The following is a 17,585-nucleotide window of genomic DNA, read 5'->3' on the forward strand; positions in this document are numbered from 1 at the left end:
TTAAAGAAAAATCGAATAAAACCGCGCCGCTGAAACAGCGAGGCCGGACAACACCCGAGCCCCGCTCCCGCTTAGCGGGACCTCAAGGCGCCTTCGCGATCACCTCGGCAACCGCTGCCGTCAACTTCTTGCCATACGGCACGTGCAAGAATTCATTCGGCCCGTGCGCGTTCGACTTCGGCCCGAGCACGCCGCACACCATGAACTGCGATTTCGGGAAGCCTGCCTTCAGCACGTTCATCAACGGGATCGTGCCGCCCAAGCCCATATAGGCGGCATCGGCGCCGAAATGCTGCTGCGATGCATCGCTGAGCGCGCTTGCCAGCCACGGCGCGACTTCGGGCGCGTTCCAGCCGCTTGCCGCGCCTGCGTCCGGCTTGAAGGTCACCTTCGCGTTGTACGGCGGATCGAGTTCGAGCAGCGCCTTCAGTTCGGCGACAGCCTTCTCCGCTTCGATTGTCGGCGGCAGGCGCAGCGACAGCTTGAACGCGGTGCGCGGACGCAGCACGTTGCCGGCATCCGCCAGCGCGGGCAGACCGGCCGCGCCTGTGACCGACAGCGACGGACGCCATGTCGAATTGATCAGCGCCTCCCGCGGATCGGTCGTGGTGGGCAGTACCTGACGGCCGTCCTGGCCGCACGCCCATGGCATTTTCTTCCACACGTCGTCGCCGAGAATCTGTGCGGCGGCTTCTGCTTCGCGCAGGCGATCCGCCGGGATCGGGCAATGGAAGCCCTTCGGCAGCAGCGTACCGTTCGCCGAATCTTCGAGACGGTCGAACAGCTGCCGCATGATGCGGAAGCTCGACGGCACGATGCCGCCGTAGACACCCGAGTGGATGCCTTCATCGAGCACCTGCACTTCGAGATCGCCGGCAACCAGGCCGCGCAGCGACGTGGTGAGCCACAACTGATCGTAATTGCCGGCGCCCGAATCGAGACACACGACCAGCCCGACGTTGCCGAGCCGCTCGCGCAGCGCATCGACGTACGGCAGCAGATCGTAGCTGCCCGACTCCTCGCAGGTTTCGATCAGACCGACGCAGCGCGGGCGCTCGACTCCTTGAGCATCGAGTGCGGCGAGCGCCGTCAGGCTTGCGTAGATCGCATAGCCGTCGTCCGCGCCGCCGCGGCCGTACAGCTTGCCGTTCTCGAACTTCGGCGTCCACGGGCCGAGATCGTTGCGCCAGCCGTCGAATTCGGGCTGCTTGTCGAGGTGGCCGTACAGCACGATGGTTTCGTCGCTGCCCGAGCGCGTCGCGGCGGTTTCGAAAAAGATCACCGGGGTGCGGCCCGGCAGACGGATCACTTCGAGCTTCAGACCGCGCACCGGCTGCTGCTCGGCCCATTGCGCGGCGTCGGTAATCACGCGCTCCAGATAGCCGTGCCGGGCCCAGTCCGGATCGAACGCCGGGCTTTTGGCCGGCACCGCGATGTAGTCGGTCAGCGCGGGCACGATCTCGTCGTTCCACTTGCGCTCGACGAATTCGCGCAGCATGTCCGGGTTCAGGCGTTGGGCCTGCAGGGTCGTGTCGTCGGTGCTCATGATGGGGTCCGTGGCGGTTCCGTTCGGGGAAACGATCATCATAGTCCCGATGCGCGCCGGGCTGAACCCCCGGCCGCCTTCCCCCTGCCCTCACGATCCCAGTTGCCGGCAACTACGCCGAAGCTGCGCGAAGCTTTCATACGCGCGACAATCGCTGATCAATCGGCTAATACATAAACATGGCCGAGCATCATCGGGAGCAGTTATGAGTAGCAATGTGGCCATTCAGGCCATCGCCGCGGTGTTGGCGCTGGCGCTGTATTTTCTGCCGGCGATTCTCGCGGACCGCCGCAAGCGCCGCGACGTGCTGACGCTTGCGCTTTTCAATGCCTGTCTCGGCTGGACCGTACTCGGCTGGCTACTCGCGCTGTATTGGTCGCTGCAGCCGAACCCGCCGGAAAACCTCGCGGGCGAAGTCATGCAAACGCGCAAAACACTCAGCCTGCGCGCGTTTTCGTCGGCACTGATGCAGCGCGTGCAGCGACGCGCGGCGGAGCGTAATCGCCAGCAGCGATGAGCTGTTTCGAACGGGACGAGCTGCGGTTTGTTTGAACGGCTTGCACACGCCAACGTACGAGCGCCGACGTGCAAGCGCTAGGCAAGCACAGGCAGGCAGAAAACCAAACTGATGAACGATGAGACGGAAAGCTGAGGTGGCGGTAATCAGGCCGGATTTGCGGTCTGATCAGCCGCCGGTCACGACGTGTGAATCAGAATGGAGTTCACACAGGTCATCGCTCGAACACCTGTCACGACAGAGCGCGCTCACGCCGCGCGTCCGATGCGCTTCCACTGCACGGAGCCGGCCGGAATCGAGCGCGGTTCGGTGCGTACGTTCTGAGGCGCAAACATTTCCCGGCGCAGTTCGCCGTGATCGTCGAACCACTCGCAGATCAGCCAGTCGCCGGGATTGAGCGCGACCGGACCTGCGTATGTGACGGTCATGCGCGGTCCACCTTCTTTCAATTTAACGACGTCGCCGATGCTGAAAACGGCGGATGGTGTCTGGAATGCGTCAATGGTAGCGGTCAGCATATTGGGTCCCCTATGTTGAGCGTTATTAAGTCATTGCGCCGGGCTTATCGACATCGACCTCTGAATGAACACTCTAAAAGTGGACAGAGATTAACAATTGAATTTAAAACCAGCAAGCGCTTTTTATTTCTTCTCTTTTCAGCATGCGCGGAAAATCTTTTGAACGATCGTTAGTTCCCGGCAAATTGGGAAAATCCCCAAATACCTTGCCGCTCGTCAATCTGTTCGTTACCGCACATACGCAACAGTTACTGAACGGGGTCTCAAGCGCCGGTAGAAAATGCGGTGCGGATTCCTCAGATTAAAAACCGTGACGCGATGCCGCATCCGCGCTGTTTCACCTTGATACAAATAAGACTTACCTGTGAACGGCCAAATCACCGGTGAATAAAGGAATTTTTATTCAGTCGTTGTTTCAAATCTGGTGATTTTTACGACTCGCCGACACATGAAAACGATTACTACACAGATATTTTTCAAAAGGCAGTTGTGTCGCTTTTTGTGCTCGCGTTAACCCGGCACAACGCTGATTACCGATAGCGAGATGACTGACACATTCAGTCAATAACACAATCGACAACACATTAATGCCGAGGCTCGTCCAAACCAGTTTTTGCGGAATAAGCTCTTCCGTAAGACAGCAGGAATGCGCTGTTGCAATACAGCAGGAATGGCAGCACAGACCGAGCGCGACTAGCGGATAGTGCAGCGCCGGCCAGCGCTCCCCTGCTGTGAAACCTATGCCCCACCAAAGAAAAGCTGGCGGCGGTTCACATCGCCGCCAGCTTCGTTGTCAGTTATGACGCGCGGCATATCCGCGGCTCGCGAACTCAGGTTTCGAGCTTCGCATCCATCGTGATCGTCGCGTTCAGCACCTTCGACACCGGGCAACCGGCCTTCGCATCGGCGGTGGCCTTGTCGAATGCCGCCTTGTTGCCACCAGGAATCTTCACGGCCACGTCGAGATGCACGGCGGTGATCGAAAAGCCACCGCCGTCCTTGTCGAGCGTGACGGTAGCCGTCGTGCCGATCCGCTCGGGCGTGATGCCCGCCTTGCCGAGTTCCGCCGATAGCGCCATCGAGAAACATCCCGCGTGCGCGGCCGCAATCAACTCTTCCGGATTCGTGCCGATGCCGTCCGCGAAGCGCGTCGAAAACGAATACTGCGTGTCCTTCAGGACGCCGCTGTCGGTGGAAATCGAGCCCTTGCCTTGTTGCAGGTCGCCTTGCCAGACTGCCGATGCCTTGCGCTTCATCGCTCTCTCCTGTTGTGCCCGCCGTGCGCGCTTCGCGACCGAAGATGATGCCCGCCGCGGCGGTCCGCCCGGATGTGTCCGTGCACAGGCATCGGCCGCGGATGCCGCGCGACCATGCAGGCGCGGGTGTGGACCGGTTTTCATCATAGGCGCTTCCTGGTGCCGGCGTCGTGACAGCGCCGCGAAACATAAGCGACCCGCCGACGCGCGAACCATCGCCGCACTATTTCAAAACGAGCAACGATCTTTCACCGGCAAGCCGCTTTTTTACCGACCGCGCAGCAAATAGACTTCGCTTCAACAGATCGGCACACGAGCTTCACCGCCGATCCAGCCCAAAATCGAAACTGGAGGTCATCATGAAATCGCTTCTTTCGGCAGTCGTTATTGCATCCGCTCTCATCGTTCCGGCGGTGTCGTTCGCCCAGCAGGCCAACGCTCCGGTCACGCGCGCTCAGGTGCGCGCCGAACTGGTGGCCGCGCAAAAAGCCGGGCTCCTGAATCAGAACGACATCAACTATCCGAAGGCTATGCCGCAAGATTCGACGACCGTGGTTGCTTCGGCGCAAGGTGCGCAAGATATCGGCGGCGTGAAGGCTAGCTCGTCGGACGCGGGTGCGCCGACTTCGGTGCAACAACGCCTGTTCTCGACGTATCGCGGTAACTAAGCGCGATAGCGATACGTCATGGCCGCGCCGCCCGCGGCCTGACAGCAGAACGCGGTTGATGTTACGGCAGGACGTAAAAGAGCCCCGGTTGCGAAGTGCACAACCGGGGCTCTTCATTTGCGCGGCGCGGTTTGCGTGGCATGCCGAAGCAGCACCGCGCACGATGCATCGACGTTATTCGGGAAACGGCAGACTCTGCTGCCCCAGCGCGCGCATGTCGAACACGTTCAGCGTCATGGCGACCAGCGCGTAATAACCGAGCAGGCCCACCAGGTTGATGACGACCTGATGCCCGAAACGCTCGACCGCTCTCGCATACGTCGCCTCCGACACGCGCTTCGTGTCATACAGTTCGCTCGCGAAATCGTAGATCAGCGCGTCGTCGGCATCGGCGAAATCGGGGCGGCGCCCGACGCGTATCGTCTCGGCATCCGCTTCGCCGACGCCCGCCTGCAACGCGATCGGATAGTGGATATGCCACTCGGCCTGTGCCTGCCAGCGCACCGCTGTCACCAGAATCGCCAGCTCCGATAGCCGCAGCGGCAGGCCGGTGCTGTAGCGGCAAAACGCGCCGAGCCGCTGCGCGTGCTGGGCCAGTTCCGGGCTATGAATCCAGCCAAGAAACGGTCCGTCCAGATTGCCGCGCGGGCCGGACAGGATGTCGTCGAGCACGATCTTCTGTTCGGGCGTCGCGGTGGAAAGGTCGAAATGAGGCAAACGCTCGGTCATCTTGGTTCTCGCGGATTTCTGGCGAACAGGGATTTTTGATAGCTTGAATGCAATTGCTCAGGCGGCAGCGGGTACGGCGGCAAGCGCGGCGCCGATCGCATCGCTCAGACGGCTGACGATCTCGTCGATGTCGCGTGCCGTGCAGATGAACGGCGGCGCGAGCAGCACATGGTCGCCGCTCTTGCCGTCGACAGTCCCGCCCATCGGATACACCATCAGACCGCGCGCGAACGCTTCACGCTTGATCGCCGCGTTCAGTTTCAGCTTCGCGTCGAACGGTGCCTTGCTCGCGCGATCCTTCACCAGTTCAACGCCGACGAACAGCCCCCGCCCGCGCACGTCGCCGATATGCGGATGCTGCGCGTAGTGCTCGCGCAGCCGGCCGCGCAACTGCTCGCCGCGCGCCTGCACGTTCGACAATAGCTGTTCTTCGGCGATCACGCGCTGCACTTCGAGCGCCGCCGCACAGGCGGTGGCATGACCGATATAGGTGTGGCCATGCTGAAAGAAGCCCGAGCCGTTGACGATCGTCTGATAGATGCGATCGCTGACCAGCGTCGCGCCGATCGCCTGGTAGCCGGCGCCGAGCCCCTTCGCGATCGTCAGCAGATCCGGCGCTACGCCATCTTCCTCGCACGCAAACAGATAGCCGGTGCGGCCCATGCCGGACATGATCTCGTCGAGAATCAGCAGCACGCCGTAACGGTCGCACACCGCGCGGATCTTGCGGAAATACTCGCGCACCGGCGGCACCGCGCCGGCCGTTGCGCCGACCACCGTTTCCGCGACGAACGCCGCCACCGTGTCCGGCCCGAGTTCGAGGATCTTCTGTTCGAGTTCGTCGGCAAGACGCTGCGCGAACGCTTCTTCGGTTTCGTCCGCGCGTTGCTCGCGATACGCGTAGCACGGGCTCACATGATGCGCTTCGATCAGAATCGGCAGAAACGGCTCGCGGCGCCACGCATTGCCGCCGATCGCGAGCGCGCCGAGCGTGTTGCCGTGATAGCTCTGACGCCGCGCGATGAAATGGCGGCGCTGCGTTTCGCCCTTCTCGACGAAATACTGCCGCGCGAGTTTCAGCGCTGCTTCGATCGCCTCGGAGCCACCCGACACGAAGTACACGTGCTCGAGTCCGGCCGGCGCGCTCGCGACCAGCCGGTCAGCCAGTTCCTCGGCCGGCGCGGTCGTGAAGAACGACGTGTGCGCGTACGGCAGCTGCTGCGCCTGACGCCGGATCGCATCGATCACGCGCTGATTGCTGTGACCGAGACATGAGACGGCGGCGCCGCCCGATGCATCGATATATCGCTTGCCGGTGGAATCGATGATCTCGATGCCGTCACCCGCGACGGCGACCGGCAGCGTCAGCTTCGGAGAGCGATGAAAAATGGTGGACATGGTGTTCGACTCCTCGTGGTTACGGCGACTGCGCGGCCCGTCAATCTCAACAAACAGTACATATTTATAATTCAATGAAACGTTTGTTGTCAAACAGTGAAATACCGCATCGATGAAAATCGTGGTTGGCGCCCAACCGGTTTTACAATTTTTGCGTCCTCATTCGTCCGATGACAGACTAGCCTTGGCCGGTTCCCCAGATGCCGAATGCATGGCACACGCACCACCATCCAGGCGAAGATTCCTATCAATATCCTGACAATCACGAGCTTGAAGCCCACCTCCGATCCATCGAAGCCGTGTCGGGTTCGATGCGAGCACACCCGACAAAGAGCACAATCTCCCCCCGTGCATCCGGTGAGTGACAAGCTGCTCACCACAAACTGACACGCGTGTTGCGCAAACTCTGACCGGAAACCCCGGCGCCCACGATTGCATTGAGCGTCCCGAATTCCGAACCAACGTCCAAGCACGAAGGAATTTTTTGCGATGAGTGATCCACAGCAGCCGACCTCCCAGCCGCTCGATCTGAGCGCGTTCGCGTCGCTGGCGGTACCGGAGACGACTGAAAATCCGCCGTCCGCATCCGGCTCGGATACCCCCGATCTGCCGGCCGGGACGGCAACACCGACCGAAATCGCGGCGCCCATGCCGGCTTTCGAACGGCTTGTCGATCTGAGTACGCTGCCGGCCGAGCTGCAAACCCGCGCGCACCAGCTTGCCGCGTCGATCCGTTTTGAGGACACGACCTCGACGCTGACCTTCATCGAACATACGCTGCAGCCGATCGCGCAGGTCTCGCGCCAACTGCTCGCCGATACCACGGTCGGCAATGCGGGCGAAGTCGGGCTGATCGCCGCCGCCGTGATCGACGGCATCAGGATCCTGCGTATCGACGAACTCCAGGCCGAAGCGCACAAGACCGCGCCGAAAGCGGCCAGCCTGCTCGGCAAGGTGATGGGCCTCGGCAAGCTCGCGCATGACGCGGTCCAGTCCTTCACGGAGAACCGCAAGAAGTTTCTGACGCTGATGGACGCGGAAGAGGCCCGGGCTCGCAAGGCGAAGGCGGATCTGATGACCACCGTGCAGTTGCTCGACGATCAGAGCCAGGCCGTGCGTCAGGGCGTCGGCAATCTGACGATCGCGATCGCCGCCGCGCAACTCGCGCTGGATCGCGGCGTGCAGGAAGCGGAGGAACTGCGTCAGGTCGCATTGCGCTCGAATACTTCGGGCGATGCCGCGATCGCGATGGACCGCCGCAACACGCTGGCAAATTTCCGCGGCCAGACCGCCGATATGCGCGAAGCAATGGTGTCCGCCGCGACGCTGATTCCGCTGATCGCGTCGAACCGCAAGGCGGCGGTGACGCGCATCTCGCAACTGAACAGCGGCATTCTGCTGACGCTGCCACGTCTGATGGCGGTGGCGTCGCAGGCGGCCGTCGAGGCAGACGTGCGACGCGGCGGGCAGGAAAAGGAAAAGCTGGACGAAGCGAACCGCCGGATCACCGAGATCGCCGGCCGCGCCGCGCACGACGCCGCCATCTCCGCCGCGCGCAGCCTGCAAGGCGACGACCGTAACCTCGAGGCGCTGTCCGCGCTCGCCGAACAGACGATCTCGACCATGCAGGAAGTGCTCAAGATCGAGCAGGACGCGGTCGACGAAGACCGTCGGCGTGAGCAGGAGCTCGTGCGCGTGCGCGATCGCCTCGTGTCCGGGATGCGTGGCGTGCAGCAAACCGCGCTCGCCAGCCCGGTCCGCGGCGCCTGATCCGCTCTGCCTCCCCCCTCTACAGGAGCATCGCGAATGACCGCGCAGCCCCCGAAGTCCCTGGACGGCATCGAGATGGATCCGGCCAGACAACCGCTCAACCTGGGCGCCATTGCGCGCGGCGTGGCCGAGATAGCACCCGGCGTCGATACGGCCACATCCGCGCCGCCCGCTACGCCGGATCTGACCTCGTTCGACCTCGACGCAGCCTGGCTGCGCCGGGCCGAAGCAGACAGCGCGGGATTTCTGTCCCGCTTCTCGCGCATCGTCGGCGAAGCGCTGCCGCAGCACGCGACGCTCGATATCGCACGTCGCGGGATCTTCCGTAAAACCGAGGAAGTCGTCGGACTGATTGTCACGTTCGAGGACGAAATCTATCGCATGCGTCTTTCCGGCAGCCGGCAGATCGTCACCGAAATCGAGAAACGCGTGCGCGGCATCACGCTGTCGACCCGACAGGTGCAAACGCACACGTGGATCTCCGGCCTGCTCGCCAACGTGCACGAGCGCACGGAAAAAGCTCGCGGCATCGCCGCGCTGCTGCGCTCGCTCTGATCCATCGCCCCTACTTTCCACCGAGGCTATTGATGGGAATCTGGTCTTCGTTATTCGGCGGCAGCAACTCCCCGACGCAGCAGAGCCGCCCCGATCAACCGTTCTTCGACGCGCAAGGCGTGCCGAACCTGTTGCATGAGCGTCTCGAACAGGCGAAAGCCGGCACGCTGCCGTGGATATCCACGCTCACGGCGCCCGAACTCGCGCTCGCCCGCTCGCATGGCGTCCGGATGATCGCGCCGCTCGCGGCCACCTGCTGGATGCACTACGGCTTTTCATGGACCGAGGGGCACAAGCAGGGCTGGAATACCGCCCAGCAGCGCCTTCAGGCTGAAGCCGCGGCGCTCGGCGCGAACGCCGTCATCGACGTGAAGATGATCTCGCTCGATCTGGCGCTCGAAAGCAGCATGGACTATTCGCTGGTCGGCACGGCGGTGCGAATCGCGGGCCTGCCGCCGAGCCCCGCGCCGATCCTGTCGACCGTGCCGGCGCTCGAATTCGTGCAACTGCTCGAGGCCGGCATCGTGCCCGTCGGGCTCGCCGTCGGCGCGCGTTTTGCCTGGAGCAAAGACAATCTCGACTTTCGTACCGACCAATCCTGGCGCAACGGCGCGATGAAGCAGACCACTTCATTCTGGGAAAGTATCCGTCGCGACGCACATCACGATCTGCGCGCGGACACGGCACGGCAGGGGCGCGGCGTGCTCGCGCAGCTGAACTTCAGCCAGATATTCCGGTGTGACTACGAAAATCCGACCCGCTACAACTACCTCGGACGCCACATCGTCATGGGTACGGTCGTGGACGGCGAGCCGGCCGGCACGATCCATCACCCGGTCGAATGGGTGCTCGATCTGAGCGACCGCCCGGATCTGATCCGGACGACTTCAGTGCACCACAACTCATTGAAAGACGGTATCTGACTACCCCAGATCGCCTCCACGTCGTTTTCCCCGTCGTTTTCCCTGTTACGGAGCCAGTACGTGTCGAACACCACCCTCACCGACTACAGCAGCCAACTTCCCTCGAGCGTGAAAGAGCGCTTGCAGGGGCTTCGCAGCGCCGCGCACCCGTCGGGCGTTTTCACCTCCGATCTGTCGGTCAACGAGTTTCTGCTCGTGCGCAAGGCCGGCTTCGAGCCGATCGGCCTGTGCGTCGGTAGCTGCATCTATCACGTCGGCATCCAGTATTCGTCGTGGAATCAGAACCAGGAAATGACGGTGCTGTCGCAGGCGATGTACCACGCGCGCGAGCTTGCGATGTCGCGCATGCGTGAAGAAGCGCGCGGGATGGGCGCGGACGGCATCGTCGGCGTGCGCCTCGAAATCAAGCACGTCGAGTGGGACGCAAATCTGCTCGAATTCGTCGCGATCGGCACCGGCGTGGTCCACAACCACGACACGAAGGGTTTCAAGGCGCACGACGGCGGGCCGTTCACGTCCGATCTGTCCGGCCAGGATTTCTACACGCTGCTCGGCGCCGGCTACCGCCCGGTCGAGATGGTGATGGGCTCGTGCGTCTATCACGTCGCGCACCGCGGCATGCTGCAGGCATTCCGCCAGGCCGGCCGCAACGTCGAACTCGAGCAGTTCACTCAGGCGCTCTACAGCGCGCGTGAACTTGCCATCGAGCGCATGCAGAAGGAAGCGCAGGATGCCAAGGCGGAAGGTGTCGTCGGCACGCTCGTGCAGGAGAAGTCGTATCGCTGGGAAAGCCATGTGATCGAGTTCTTCGCGATCGGCACGGCGGTCGTGCCGCTCAACGAGGAAATCGCTCCCAAGGACATCCCGGCGCCGACGCTCGTGCTTTCGGTCAACGATTAGAACCGTCTTAACGGCCGGACATCGCCGTGTCCGGCGCCACCACCGTGTGCATCAGGTAGCTGGCGCACTGCCAGGCGATGCTCAGGGTACGTAGGCCCCTTTCGCATGCAACGATTGCTCGGCGAGCGCGAGCTGTTCGACCGCGTGGGTGCCCTCAAGCGCGAGCAGATGCGCGACCAGCGCTTCGGCGATCGCGGTCGCGGCCACTAGCGACGGAAAGAACGACGGACTTTCGTGCGAGAAGATCAGCACCTTGTCGGCGTTCAGCGCGATCGGCGACACCGCGCTATCGGTGATCGCGATCAGCTTGCTGCCTTTTTCGAGCGCGGCTTCGGCAACGCGCGCGGCCTCGACCGAATACGGCGCGAAGCTGATGACGATGGTCGCGCTGTCGCGCTCGATCGTGCGCAGTTGCATTTCGAGCGTGCCGGCCTCGCCGTTGAGCAGCGACACCGACGGACGGAACAGCCGGTAGCCGTACACGAGACCGAACGCCACCGAGTAGCACGAGCGAAACCCCGCCACGTGCACATGCGGCGCGCGCCGCAACACGCGCGCCGCCTCGACGATCGTGCGGCCGTTGTGCGCGGCGGTGGTTTCCAGATTGTGCTGTTGCGCGACGAGCAGATCGTCGGCGAGCGCGTCTTTCGATTTGACGAGCGAGCGCGCGCGACTCGTCAGCGGCTCGGGCCGCGTGCGCACGCGCGCGACGAACAGATTGCGCAATTCGTTCCAGCCGGGGAAACCGAGCTGCTGCGACAGACGCACCAGCGACGCGGGTTGTACCTGCGCGCGCTCGGCGACTTTGCGCATCGACGACACCGCGACCTCGTCGGGATGATCGAGCAGAAAGGCTGCTCCCATCTGGAATTGCGGACTCAGTTCGGAAAAGCGCGCCCGGATCAGGGCGGCCAGCTGGTCGAAGCTGTCTGGCATGGAATTGGGACGGCGGTGAGGATGACAACAAATGTTATCACCGCCGCGCCGGCTTTCAACGGCGTGTTGACATTGTGGTGACTGACAAACCAAACCTGTTCTATCGCATACAAAGTTGATCTCGCGCTTCTTTGCAAGTAAAACTGTCCTGGAAACTCGACCTCAGCGTTCGACTCTGATGAAGGTGACCGAACGGCTGGTCTGTTTCGAAATGCGCGCGATGCAACCCACCGGCTTCACGTAGGTCCATCGCCGGCAGGATCACACCACGTATGATGCACGCGCCAAGAGAACCACCACCATCTGCTGCAATGAAATCGTCAACTTCCCCCGTCCTATATATGAATCGCGCGCTGTTCGCCGCGACGTGGATCAGCATGGCGTGCTTCGCGATCTATATCGTCATCTTTTACGGCGGCGCGATCCCAGCTCACGCGCTCGATGACTGGAACCTTCTGCTGCCAGACGTCTACGTGAAGGGAGCATTCGTCCAGACCGCTGCAATCGCCGCGCACTTTCTCGCAGGAGCCGTACTGCTCGCCATTGGACCCGCTCAAATCGTGACCGGCCAACGCGGCACGATGCCAAAGCTGCATCGTGTGATGGGGCGTGTCTACGCAATTGCCGCCGGGGTCGCGGGGTTCGGGGGATTGACGTACATCGTGCTACAGGGAACCGTGGGCGGCACCGTGATGAACATCGGATTCTCGCTCTATGGTGTGTCCGTGATCGTCGCTGCGATCGAAACGTACAGGAACGCGAGACGAAAGCAATTCGACCGCCACCGTGCGTGGGCGATACGGCTGGTCGCCCTTGCGATCGGCTCGTGGCTTTTCAGGCTGGACTATGGGCTGTGGCTCAAGGCAATTCACGGCCTTGGGCATTCGCACTCGTATCGCGGGCCGTTCGACCAGGTGATGGCGTTTTTCTTCTATGTGCCCAATCTTCTCATCGCCGAGATGATCATCCGCAGGAGGGAACCGTCTTCGCGATCGCACGTGACATTGAACGTGGTGACCGGTGCCGCGACCGTGCTCGTGGGCACTTCGACGTATCTGTTCGCGGCTTCGTACTGGTGGCCGCACATCGCGGCGCGGCTCGGTATCGCGTGATGCGAGCAGAAAAAAGCCCGTGCAACGCGGGCTTAACCGACGGAAGCAGCGGCGACCCGAGGGCTCACGCGTCGCGGCTCTGACCCAATCATGCTCCACCCGATGCGCGCACGATTCCGCGTCGCGCATCGGTCGCTCAGTGCTCGATCAATTCAGCCGCTTCAACTCGCCGTCGTCCGCATACCAGTCCACCGTCTTGCCACTCGTATTGACCGTGACGGCGCGCGGCTCGCTGAACTGATCGAAGGACTCGATACCGGTCTCGCGCCCCACTCCGCTATTCTTGAATCCGCCCCACGGCGAGGCCGGATCGAGCCGGTGATGATCGTTGACCCACACCATCCCGAACTCCAGCTTCGACGCCACGCGATGAGCGCGCGCGACATCCTGCGTCCACACCGATGCCGCCAGACCGAACTGCGTCGCGTTGGCGATCCGAATGGCATCCGCTTCATCGTCGAAGGGAATCACGACGGTAACCGGTCCGAACACCTCGTCCTGACCCATTTCCGACTCCGGCGGCACGTCGTACATGACGGTCGGCTCGATGAAGAAGCCCGTCTTCAACGCTTGCGGCACGGTCCCACCGGTCAGCAGTTTCGCACCCGTTTGCGTCCCGCGTTCCAGCATCGCGAGAATGCGCTGACGCGAGCGTTCGGAAATGACCGGACCGAGTTGCGTCTTCGGATCGGTCGGATCGCCGACGCGGATGCCGGATGCCTTGACGCGAAAACGTTCGAGGAACTCCGCGTACATCGACCGTTGCACGAGAATGCGCGCGCCGCATACACACGTCTGTCCCGCACCGATGAACGCAGCGAACGCGGCGCCGTTCACCGCGCGTTCCATATCGAAGTCGTCGAAGAGGATCACCGCACCCTTGCCGCCGAGTTCGAGCGTGGTCAGCGCGAAATTGCGCGCCGCTGCCTCGCCGATCGAGCGCCCGACGTCCGTGCCGCCGGTGAACACGACCTTGCGAATCAGCGGATGACTCGCCAGTGCCGCGCCCGCCTCCCGCCCTTCGCCATTTACGACATTGACGACGCCTTTCGGCACGCCCGCTTCAACGAGCAAACGAACCAGACGGACGGTCGTCAGCGGCGTCTGCTCCGATGCCTTGATGACGACGCTGTTGCCAGTCGCCAGCGCGGGCGCGAGGCTCTTCGACAGAATCATCAGCGGATGATTGAATGAGGTCATCAACGCAACGACGCCGAGCGCAACTCGCTGCGTGTAGCACAGATACGGGCCTTCGATCGGAATCACATCGCTACGGCGTGTCAGCGCAAGCGCCGCAAAGTAGCGATAAAACTGCGGCAAACGCGAAATCTGCGCGCGGGTTTCGGAGATTGGCCGGCCGTTGTTGAGTGTCTCGAGCTTGTAGAACTGCTCCAGGTCCGCCTCGAACAGGTCGGCGAAACGGTTCAGAATGCGCGCGCGTTGCTGAACGGGCATGTCCCGCCATGCACCGCCATCGAATGCGCGTTGGGCCGCTTGCACCGCGCGATCGACATCGCCAGCGGTCGCGGCGGCCAGCGCACCAATCACCCCGCCCGTCGCGGGATTGACGACATCCATCGTGCGCCCGCTTTCGGCGTCGGTCCATTCGCCATCGATGAAAAGCTGCGCGTTGAGATGATTCGGGAGAGCTGTGTCCATACGATTCCTTGAATGCGGTTATTTCAAAGGCGAAGCATGCGCGCGATCCAGTTCGTGCGCATCGTTTGTGTCGGGTGCATCGGGTTGAAGGTCTTCGAGGCGCGCGCCGGTCGGCTCCACGCCAAGCCACGCAACGAAAACGATCTGAATGGCGAGCAGGCCGATCATCATCGCGAGCACGCCGACGATGCCGTGCCGCGCGTACAACGCCACCACGATGAACGGCGTGACGATGGTCGCGCCGCGCCCGAGCGTGTTGCAGATACCCGACGCGCGCAGCCGCACCGATGTCGGAAAGAGTTCCGGCACGTAGACGGCAAATAGCAGCGCGACGAGCACGTAGATCGGAATGGTGAGAAGAAGCCCAATCACCGGTAGCCAGACCGCGCTGGACACGAATGGATAGATCGCGCCGAACACGATGGCTGCGAGCGACGCACCGATAATGGTCGGTTTGCGCCCCCATGTATCAGCCGTCAACGCTCCGATGCCGCTGCCGATGGGTGCGCCGATCGACATGACGAGCGCAAAGCCGAAGGACTTCGCGATGCTCATGCCCTGATGCACGAAGAAGGTCGGCAGCCATGTGACGAACCCATAGAGCAGCGTATTGATTACCACGAGCGTCACGCAGCCGACGATCATGCGCGGCAGCATCGCGCCGGAAAACAGCGAGCCGAACGACATCGGCGTGGCATTCGATACTTTCGCGATCACCGGTGGCGGCAACGCCTCGCCGCCGCGCGAGCGCGTCACGTCGGCTTCGATGCGCGTCATGATCGCTTCGGCATCGTCGTGACGGCCGACCGATTCGAGCCAGCGCGGCGACTCGGGCAACGATTTGCGGGCATACCAGACGCCGAGCGCGCCGATACCGCCGACGACGAACATCGCGCGCCAGCCAAGCCACGGAATCAGCGAGAGGCCGATCAGGCCCGCGATCGGCAGGCCTGTCACGACGAAGACGGCCATCAGCCCCTGCAGCTTGCCGCGCTTCGACGGCGGCACGAATTCCGCCAAAGTCGAATAACCGACGACGTTCTCCGCGCCGAGACCGAGTCCCATTACGAAGCGGCAGGCGATCAGCACGGTCATGTTCGGCGCCAGCGCCGCGCCGAGCGATGCAAGCCCGAAGATCGCCAGATTCGCCTGATAGGTGAAGCGCCGCCCGTAGCGGTCGCCGAGAAAGCCGGTGCCGAGTGAACCGAGCATCATGCCGAGAAAGGTCAACGACACGAACAGCGCGTTCTGCGTCAGCGTCGAGAAACCGCTATGCAGCGTCGCGCCGAGCACCGTCGACGCGACATAGATATCGAAGCCATCGAAGAACATGCCAATGCCGATCAGCCACATGATGCGGCGATGAAATGGCGACATCGGCAATCGGTCCAGCCTGGGGCCTGCATTGACGTACATGGTTGTCTCCTCCTTGTCGTCGCGTCTTTCGTTGCGTCGTTTGCCTTAGCGTCCCTGCATCAGGCGCAACGACGTGACGGTGAGCATGTCGGTGGCGGCGCGGAAATTCGCTTCCACGCTACTTTCCTGCGCAGCCTGAAAGAACGCCTTGCAGTGGCGCGCACCGGTTTCATCGAGTGCGAGGATCCGTCGGGTCAATTCGTCGGCTTGCGTCTGAAGCGTGTCGCGCTCGCAGACCTGCGTGACGAGTCCTGCACGAAGAGCCTCATCCGGTGTAATGGCATCGCCGAACAGCACCATTGGAAACAGCGCCTTCGGTAGCGCGTAGGTGCCGGCGTAAGCCATGATCGCGGCAGGCGGCAGGCCCTTGCGCATCTCGGGGAACGCAAGCGATGCGCTCGACGCGACCAGCGTGAAATCGCACAGCATCGCGAGGCCGAAGCCGAATCCCAGCGCATCGCCCTGCACCTGCGCGATCGAAACGAGCGACGTGTTGCGCACCAGTCGCTTCATCTCGATGAGGCGTGCGACTTCGTGGCGGATCGACACGGCATCGGTGCCCGCGCGTTCGCGTCCCGTGCAAAAGACGTCGCCCGCCGCGCAGATGCGTAGTACGCGCGCAGTCGGCTCCAGCGCTTCAGCGCGCAGCGCGGCTGACATCGCATCGAACATGGCGGCGGATATCTCGTTGCCGCACTCCGGGCGATTCAGCGTAAAGCTCAGCACACCATCCGTCCGGTCGATCAGGACCGGCTGGGGCAATGGATCTCGATCCATGATTTCTCCTCGTGTATAATCTGTATACAGCGTATTCAGTAAACTATCGAGGTGTCAATGCCTACCGCAAAAACCGTTAGCAAACCCCGGGAAAGTCGACAAGGGGCAAGCCGTGCCAAAGCCACACCGACGCTTGAAGGCATCGCGGAGCGGTATCACACGCGTCTGCGCGCGGTGGACGCTTCGGGAGATTCGTTGAGCGAGGGCGTCGTAGTGCCCGCGCTGCGCGAAGCGATCGTGGAAGGTGTTTTGACGCCGGGAAGCCGGCTGTCCGAGGTTCAGGTGGCGAAGCAGCTGAACGTGAGCCGCACGCCCATGCGCGAAGCCTTCGCGCAGCTCGAGCGCGAAGGTCTGGTCAATACGGTTCCACGCGTCGGCGCGTTCGTGCGCGCGGTGACCTTGCGTGATGTCGAAGAGATCTACACCGTGCGCGCTGCGCTCGAATGCCTCGCAGTACAACTGGCTTCGGAACGCATCACGGCGCTCGGCATCGCGCAGCTCGACGAGGTCATCGCGGCGATGCAAACGAGCGTCGATGCCGACGATCCTTCCGGCTATGTCGATGCGCTCGATCGCTATTACGCGATCGTGATGACCATCGCCGACAATCGCACGCTGCGGGACAATCATGCCGGGCTGATCGGTCCCGTGCGGCGTTTGCGACGCATAGCAATGGCCCGTGGCGGGCGCATGCGCGCGTCGTTCGACCAGGCGAAGAAGATTCGCGATGCGATCGTCGCGCGTTCACCGGATGTTCAGCAACTGATGCGCGAGCAACTGCAGGGCGCATGTGCGGCGGCAATCGAAGTGCTCAACAGCACCGCCGGATGAGACTCGCAGCATCGCGTATCTTTCGTTCCTGAGTGCGACCGCTAACGTGGTTTGCCGAAGCTGTTGAGCTGAGA

General features: G+C 62.6%; 17 protein-coding genes. 8 read left to right on the forward strand and 9 right to left on the reverse strand.

Annotation, left to right across the window (positions count from 1 at the left end):
* Nucleotides 1–82: 82 nt before the first annotated feature.
* Nucleotides 83–1,546 (reverse strand): M20 family metallopeptidase, encoded by a 1,464-nt coding sequence (locus L0U82_RS26300; RefSeq protein WP_233835745.1) that lies wholly within the window; start codon nt 1,544–1,546, stop codon nt 83–85.
* Between the two features lie 205 nt (nt 1,547–1,751).
* Between L0U82_RS26300 and L0U82_RS26305 the strand changes: the two genes are divergently transcribed.
* Nucleotides 1,752–2,063: a superinfection immunity protein gene (locus tag L0U82_RS26305; protein ID WP_233835747.1), complete on the forward strand. Its 312-nt coding sequence runs from the start codon at nt 1,752–1,754 to the stop codon at nt 2,061–2,063.
* A 248-nt stretch (nt 2,064–2,311) separates the two neighbouring features.
* On the opposite strand, the gene L0U82_RS26310 is transcribed toward L0U82_RS26305, so the two are convergent.
* Nucleotides 2,312–2,581: a YodC family protein gene (locus L0U82_RS26310; RefSeq protein ID WP_233835749.1), complete on the reverse strand. Its 270-nt coding sequence runs from the start codon at nt 2,579–2,581 to the stop codon at nt 2,312–2,314.
* An 830-nt stretch (nt 2,582–3,411) separates the two neighbouring features.
* On the reverse strand, nt 3,412–3,837 hold the full coding sequence (locus L0U82_RS26315; protein ID WP_233835751.1) for an OsmC family protein: 426 nt from the start codon (nt 3,835–3,837) through the stop codon (nt 3,412–3,414).
* Nucleotides 3,838–4,007: 170 nt separating this feature from the next.
* On the opposite strand from L0U82_RS26315, the gene L0U82_RS40010 reads away from it, so the two are divergent.
* Nucleotides 4,008–4,505, forward strand: coding sequence for a DUF4148 domain-containing protein (locus tag L0U82_RS40010; RefSeq protein ID WP_442793667.1), 498 nt, complete (start codon nt 4,008–4,010; stop codon nt 4,503–4,505).
* Between the two features lie 174 nt (nt 4,506–4,679).
* Here L0U82_RS40010 and L0U82_RS26325 read toward each other — a convergent pair whose 3' ends face one another.
* Together L0U82_RS26325 and L0U82_RS26330 are read right to left on the reverse strand one after the other, a co-directional pair.
* The gene (locus L0U82_RS26325; RefSeq protein WP_233835753.1) at nt 4,680–5,234 is read right to left on the reverse strand and encodes a carboxymuconolactone decarboxylase family protein; all 555 of its coding nucleotides are present in this window, start codon (nt 5,232–5,234) and stop codon (nt 4,680–4,682) included.
* Nucleotides 5,235–5,291: 57 nt separating this feature from the next.
* On the reverse strand, nt 5,292–6,632 hold the full coding sequence (locus L0U82_RS26330) for an aspartate aminotransferase family protein (protein WP_233835755.1): 1,341 nt from the start codon (nt 6,630–6,632) through the stop codon (nt 5,292–5,294).
* A gap of 489 nt (nt 6,633–7,121) precedes the next feature.
* Here L0U82_RS26330 and L0U82_RS26335 point away from each other — a divergent pair, with 489 nt between their 5' ends.
* The 4 genes from L0U82_RS26335 to L0U82_RS26350 are packed head-to-tail and all read left to right on the forward strand — an operon-like array spanning nt 7,122 to nt 10,780.
* Complete coding sequence (locus L0U82_RS26335) at nt 7,122–8,402, forward strand: toxic anion resistance protein (RefSeq protein ID WP_233835757.1); 1,281 nt, start codon at nt 7,122–7,124, stop codon at nt 8,400–8,402.
* A gap of 36 nt (nt 8,403–8,438) precedes the next feature.
* Nucleotides 8,439–8,957: a hypothetical protein gene (locus L0U82_RS26340; protein WP_233835759.1), complete on the forward strand. Its 519-nt coding sequence runs from the start codon at nt 8,439–8,441 to the stop codon at nt 8,955–8,957.
* 32 nt (nt 8,958–8,989) lie between these two features.
* Complete coding sequence (locus L0U82_RS26345) at nt 8,990–9,880, forward strand: heavy metal-binding domain-containing protein (protein WP_233835762.1); 891 nt, start codon at nt 8,990–8,992, stop codon at nt 9,878–9,880.
* Between the two features lie 60 nt (nt 9,881–9,940).
* Nucleotides 9,941–10,780, forward strand: a complete 840-nt coding sequence (locus L0U82_RS26350) for a heavy metal-binding domain-containing protein (protein ID WP_233835764.1) — start codon at nt 9,941–9,943, stop codon at nt 10,778–10,780.
* 81 nt (nt 10,781–10,861) lie between these two features.
* Here L0U82_RS26350 and L0U82_RS26355 read toward each other — a convergent pair whose 3' ends face one another.
* Entirely contained in the window at nt 10,862–11,716 is an 855-nt protein-coding gene (locus L0U82_RS26355; protein ID WP_233835766.1) for a MurR/RpiR family transcriptional regulator, read from the reverse strand.
* Between the two features lie 341 nt (nt 11,717–12,057).
* On the opposite strand from L0U82_RS26355, the gene L0U82_RS26360 reads away from it, so the two are divergent.
* Nucleotides 12,058–12,828 (forward strand): DUF2306 domain-containing protein, encoded by a 771-nt coding sequence (locus L0U82_RS26360; protein WP_233835768.1) that lies wholly within the window; start codon nt 12,058–12,060, stop codon nt 12,826–12,828.
* 147 nt (nt 12,829–12,975) lie between these two features.
* Here L0U82_RS26360 and L0U82_RS26365 read toward each other — a convergent pair whose 3' ends face one another.
* Genes L0U82_RS26365 through L0U82_RS26375 form a run of 3 tightly spaced genes read right to left on the reverse strand, consistent with a single transcriptional unit; the run spans nt 12,976 to nt 16,680 of the window.
* Nucleotides 12,976–14,487, reverse strand: a complete 1,512-nt coding sequence (locus L0U82_RS26365) for an aldehyde dehydrogenase (protein WP_233835771.1) — start codon at nt 14,485–14,487, stop codon at nt 12,976–12,978.
* 18 nt (nt 14,488–14,505) lie between these two features.
* A complete protein-coding gene (locus tag L0U82_RS26370; protein ID WP_233835773.1) occupies nt 14,506–15,903 on the reverse strand; it encodes an MFS transporter in 1,398 nt (465 codons plus the stop codon).
* Between the two features lie 45 nt (nt 15,904–15,948).
* The gene (locus L0U82_RS26375) at nt 15,949–16,680 is read right to left on the reverse strand and encodes an enoyl-CoA hydratase/isomerase family protein (protein WP_233835774.1); all 732 of its coding nucleotides are present in this window, start codon (nt 16,678–16,680) and stop codon (nt 15,949–15,951) included.
* 195 nt (nt 16,681–16,875) lie between these two features.
* Here L0U82_RS26375 and L0U82_RS26380 point away from each other — a divergent pair, with 195 nt between their 5' ends.
* The gene (locus tag L0U82_RS26380; protein ID WP_233835775.1) at nt 16,876–17,511 is read left to right on the forward strand and encodes a GntR family transcriptional regulator; all 636 of its coding nucleotides are present in this window, start codon (nt 16,876–16,878) and stop codon (nt 17,509–17,511) included.
* Nucleotides 17,512–17,585 lie beyond the last annotated feature (74 nt).

Origin of the sequence: Paraburkholderia sp. ZP32-5 (assembly GCF_021390495.1) — a bacterium.
In the GTDB taxonomy this organism is placed as follows: Bacteria; Pseudomonadota; Gammaproteobacteria; order Burkholderiales; family Burkholderiaceae; genus Paraburkholderia.

Coding starts and splice junctions, on each gene's coding strand:
- L0U82_RS26370 (WP_233835773.1), bottom strand. CDS start 15,903: ATGTACGTCAATGCAGGCCCCAGGCTGGACCGATTGCCGATGTCGCCA.
- L0U82_RS26305 (WP_233835747.1), top strand. CDS start 1,752: ATGAGTAGCAATGTGGCCATTCAGGCCATCGCCGCGGTGTTGGCGCTG.
- L0U82_RS26355 (WP_233835766.1), bottom strand. CDS start 11,716: ATGCCAGACAGCTTCGACCAGCTGGCCGCCCTGATCCGGGCGCGCTTT.
- L0U82_RS26365 (WP_233835771.1), bottom strand. CDS start 14,487: ATGGACACAGCTCTCCCGAATCATCTCAACGCGCAGCTTTTCATCGAT.
- L0U82_RS26315 (WP_233835751.1), bottom strand. CDS start 3,837: ATGAAGCGCAAGGCATCGGCAGTCTGGCAAGGCGACCTGCAACAAGGC.
- L0U82_RS26340 (WP_233835759.1), top strand. CDS start 8,439: ATGACCGCGCAGCCCCCGAAGTCCCTGGACGGCATCGAGATGGATCCG.
- L0U82_RS26360 (WP_233835768.1), top strand. CDS start 12,058: ATGAATCGCGCGCTGTTCGCCGCGACGTGGATCAGCATGGCGTGCTTC.
- L0U82_RS26335 (WP_233835757.1), top strand. CDS start 7,122: ATGAGTGATCCACAGCAGCCGACCTCCCAGCCGCTCGATCTGAGCGCG.
- L0U82_RS26330 (WP_233835755.1), bottom strand. CDS start 6,632: ATGTCCACCATTTTTCATCGCTCTCCGAAGCTGACGCTGCCGGTCGCC.
- L0U82_RS26375 (WP_233835774.1), bottom strand. CDS start 16,680: ATGGATCGAGATCCATTGCCCCAGCCGGTCCTGATCGACCGGACGGAT.
- L0U82_RS26345 (WP_233835762.1), top strand. CDS start 8,990: ATGGGAATCTGGTCTTCGTTATTCGGCGGCAGCAACTCCCCGACGCAG.
- L0U82_RS26325 (WP_233835753.1), bottom strand. CDS start 5,234: ATGACCGAGCGTTTGCCTCATTTCGACCTTTCCACCGCGACGCCCGAA.
- L0U82_RS26310 (WP_233835749.1), bottom strand. CDS start 2,581: ATGCTGACCGCTACCATTGACGCATTCCAGACACCATCCGCCGTTTTC.
- L0U82_RS26300 (WP_233835745.1), bottom strand. CDS start 1,546: ATGAGCACCGACGACACGACCCTGCAGGCCCAACGCCTGAACCCGGAC.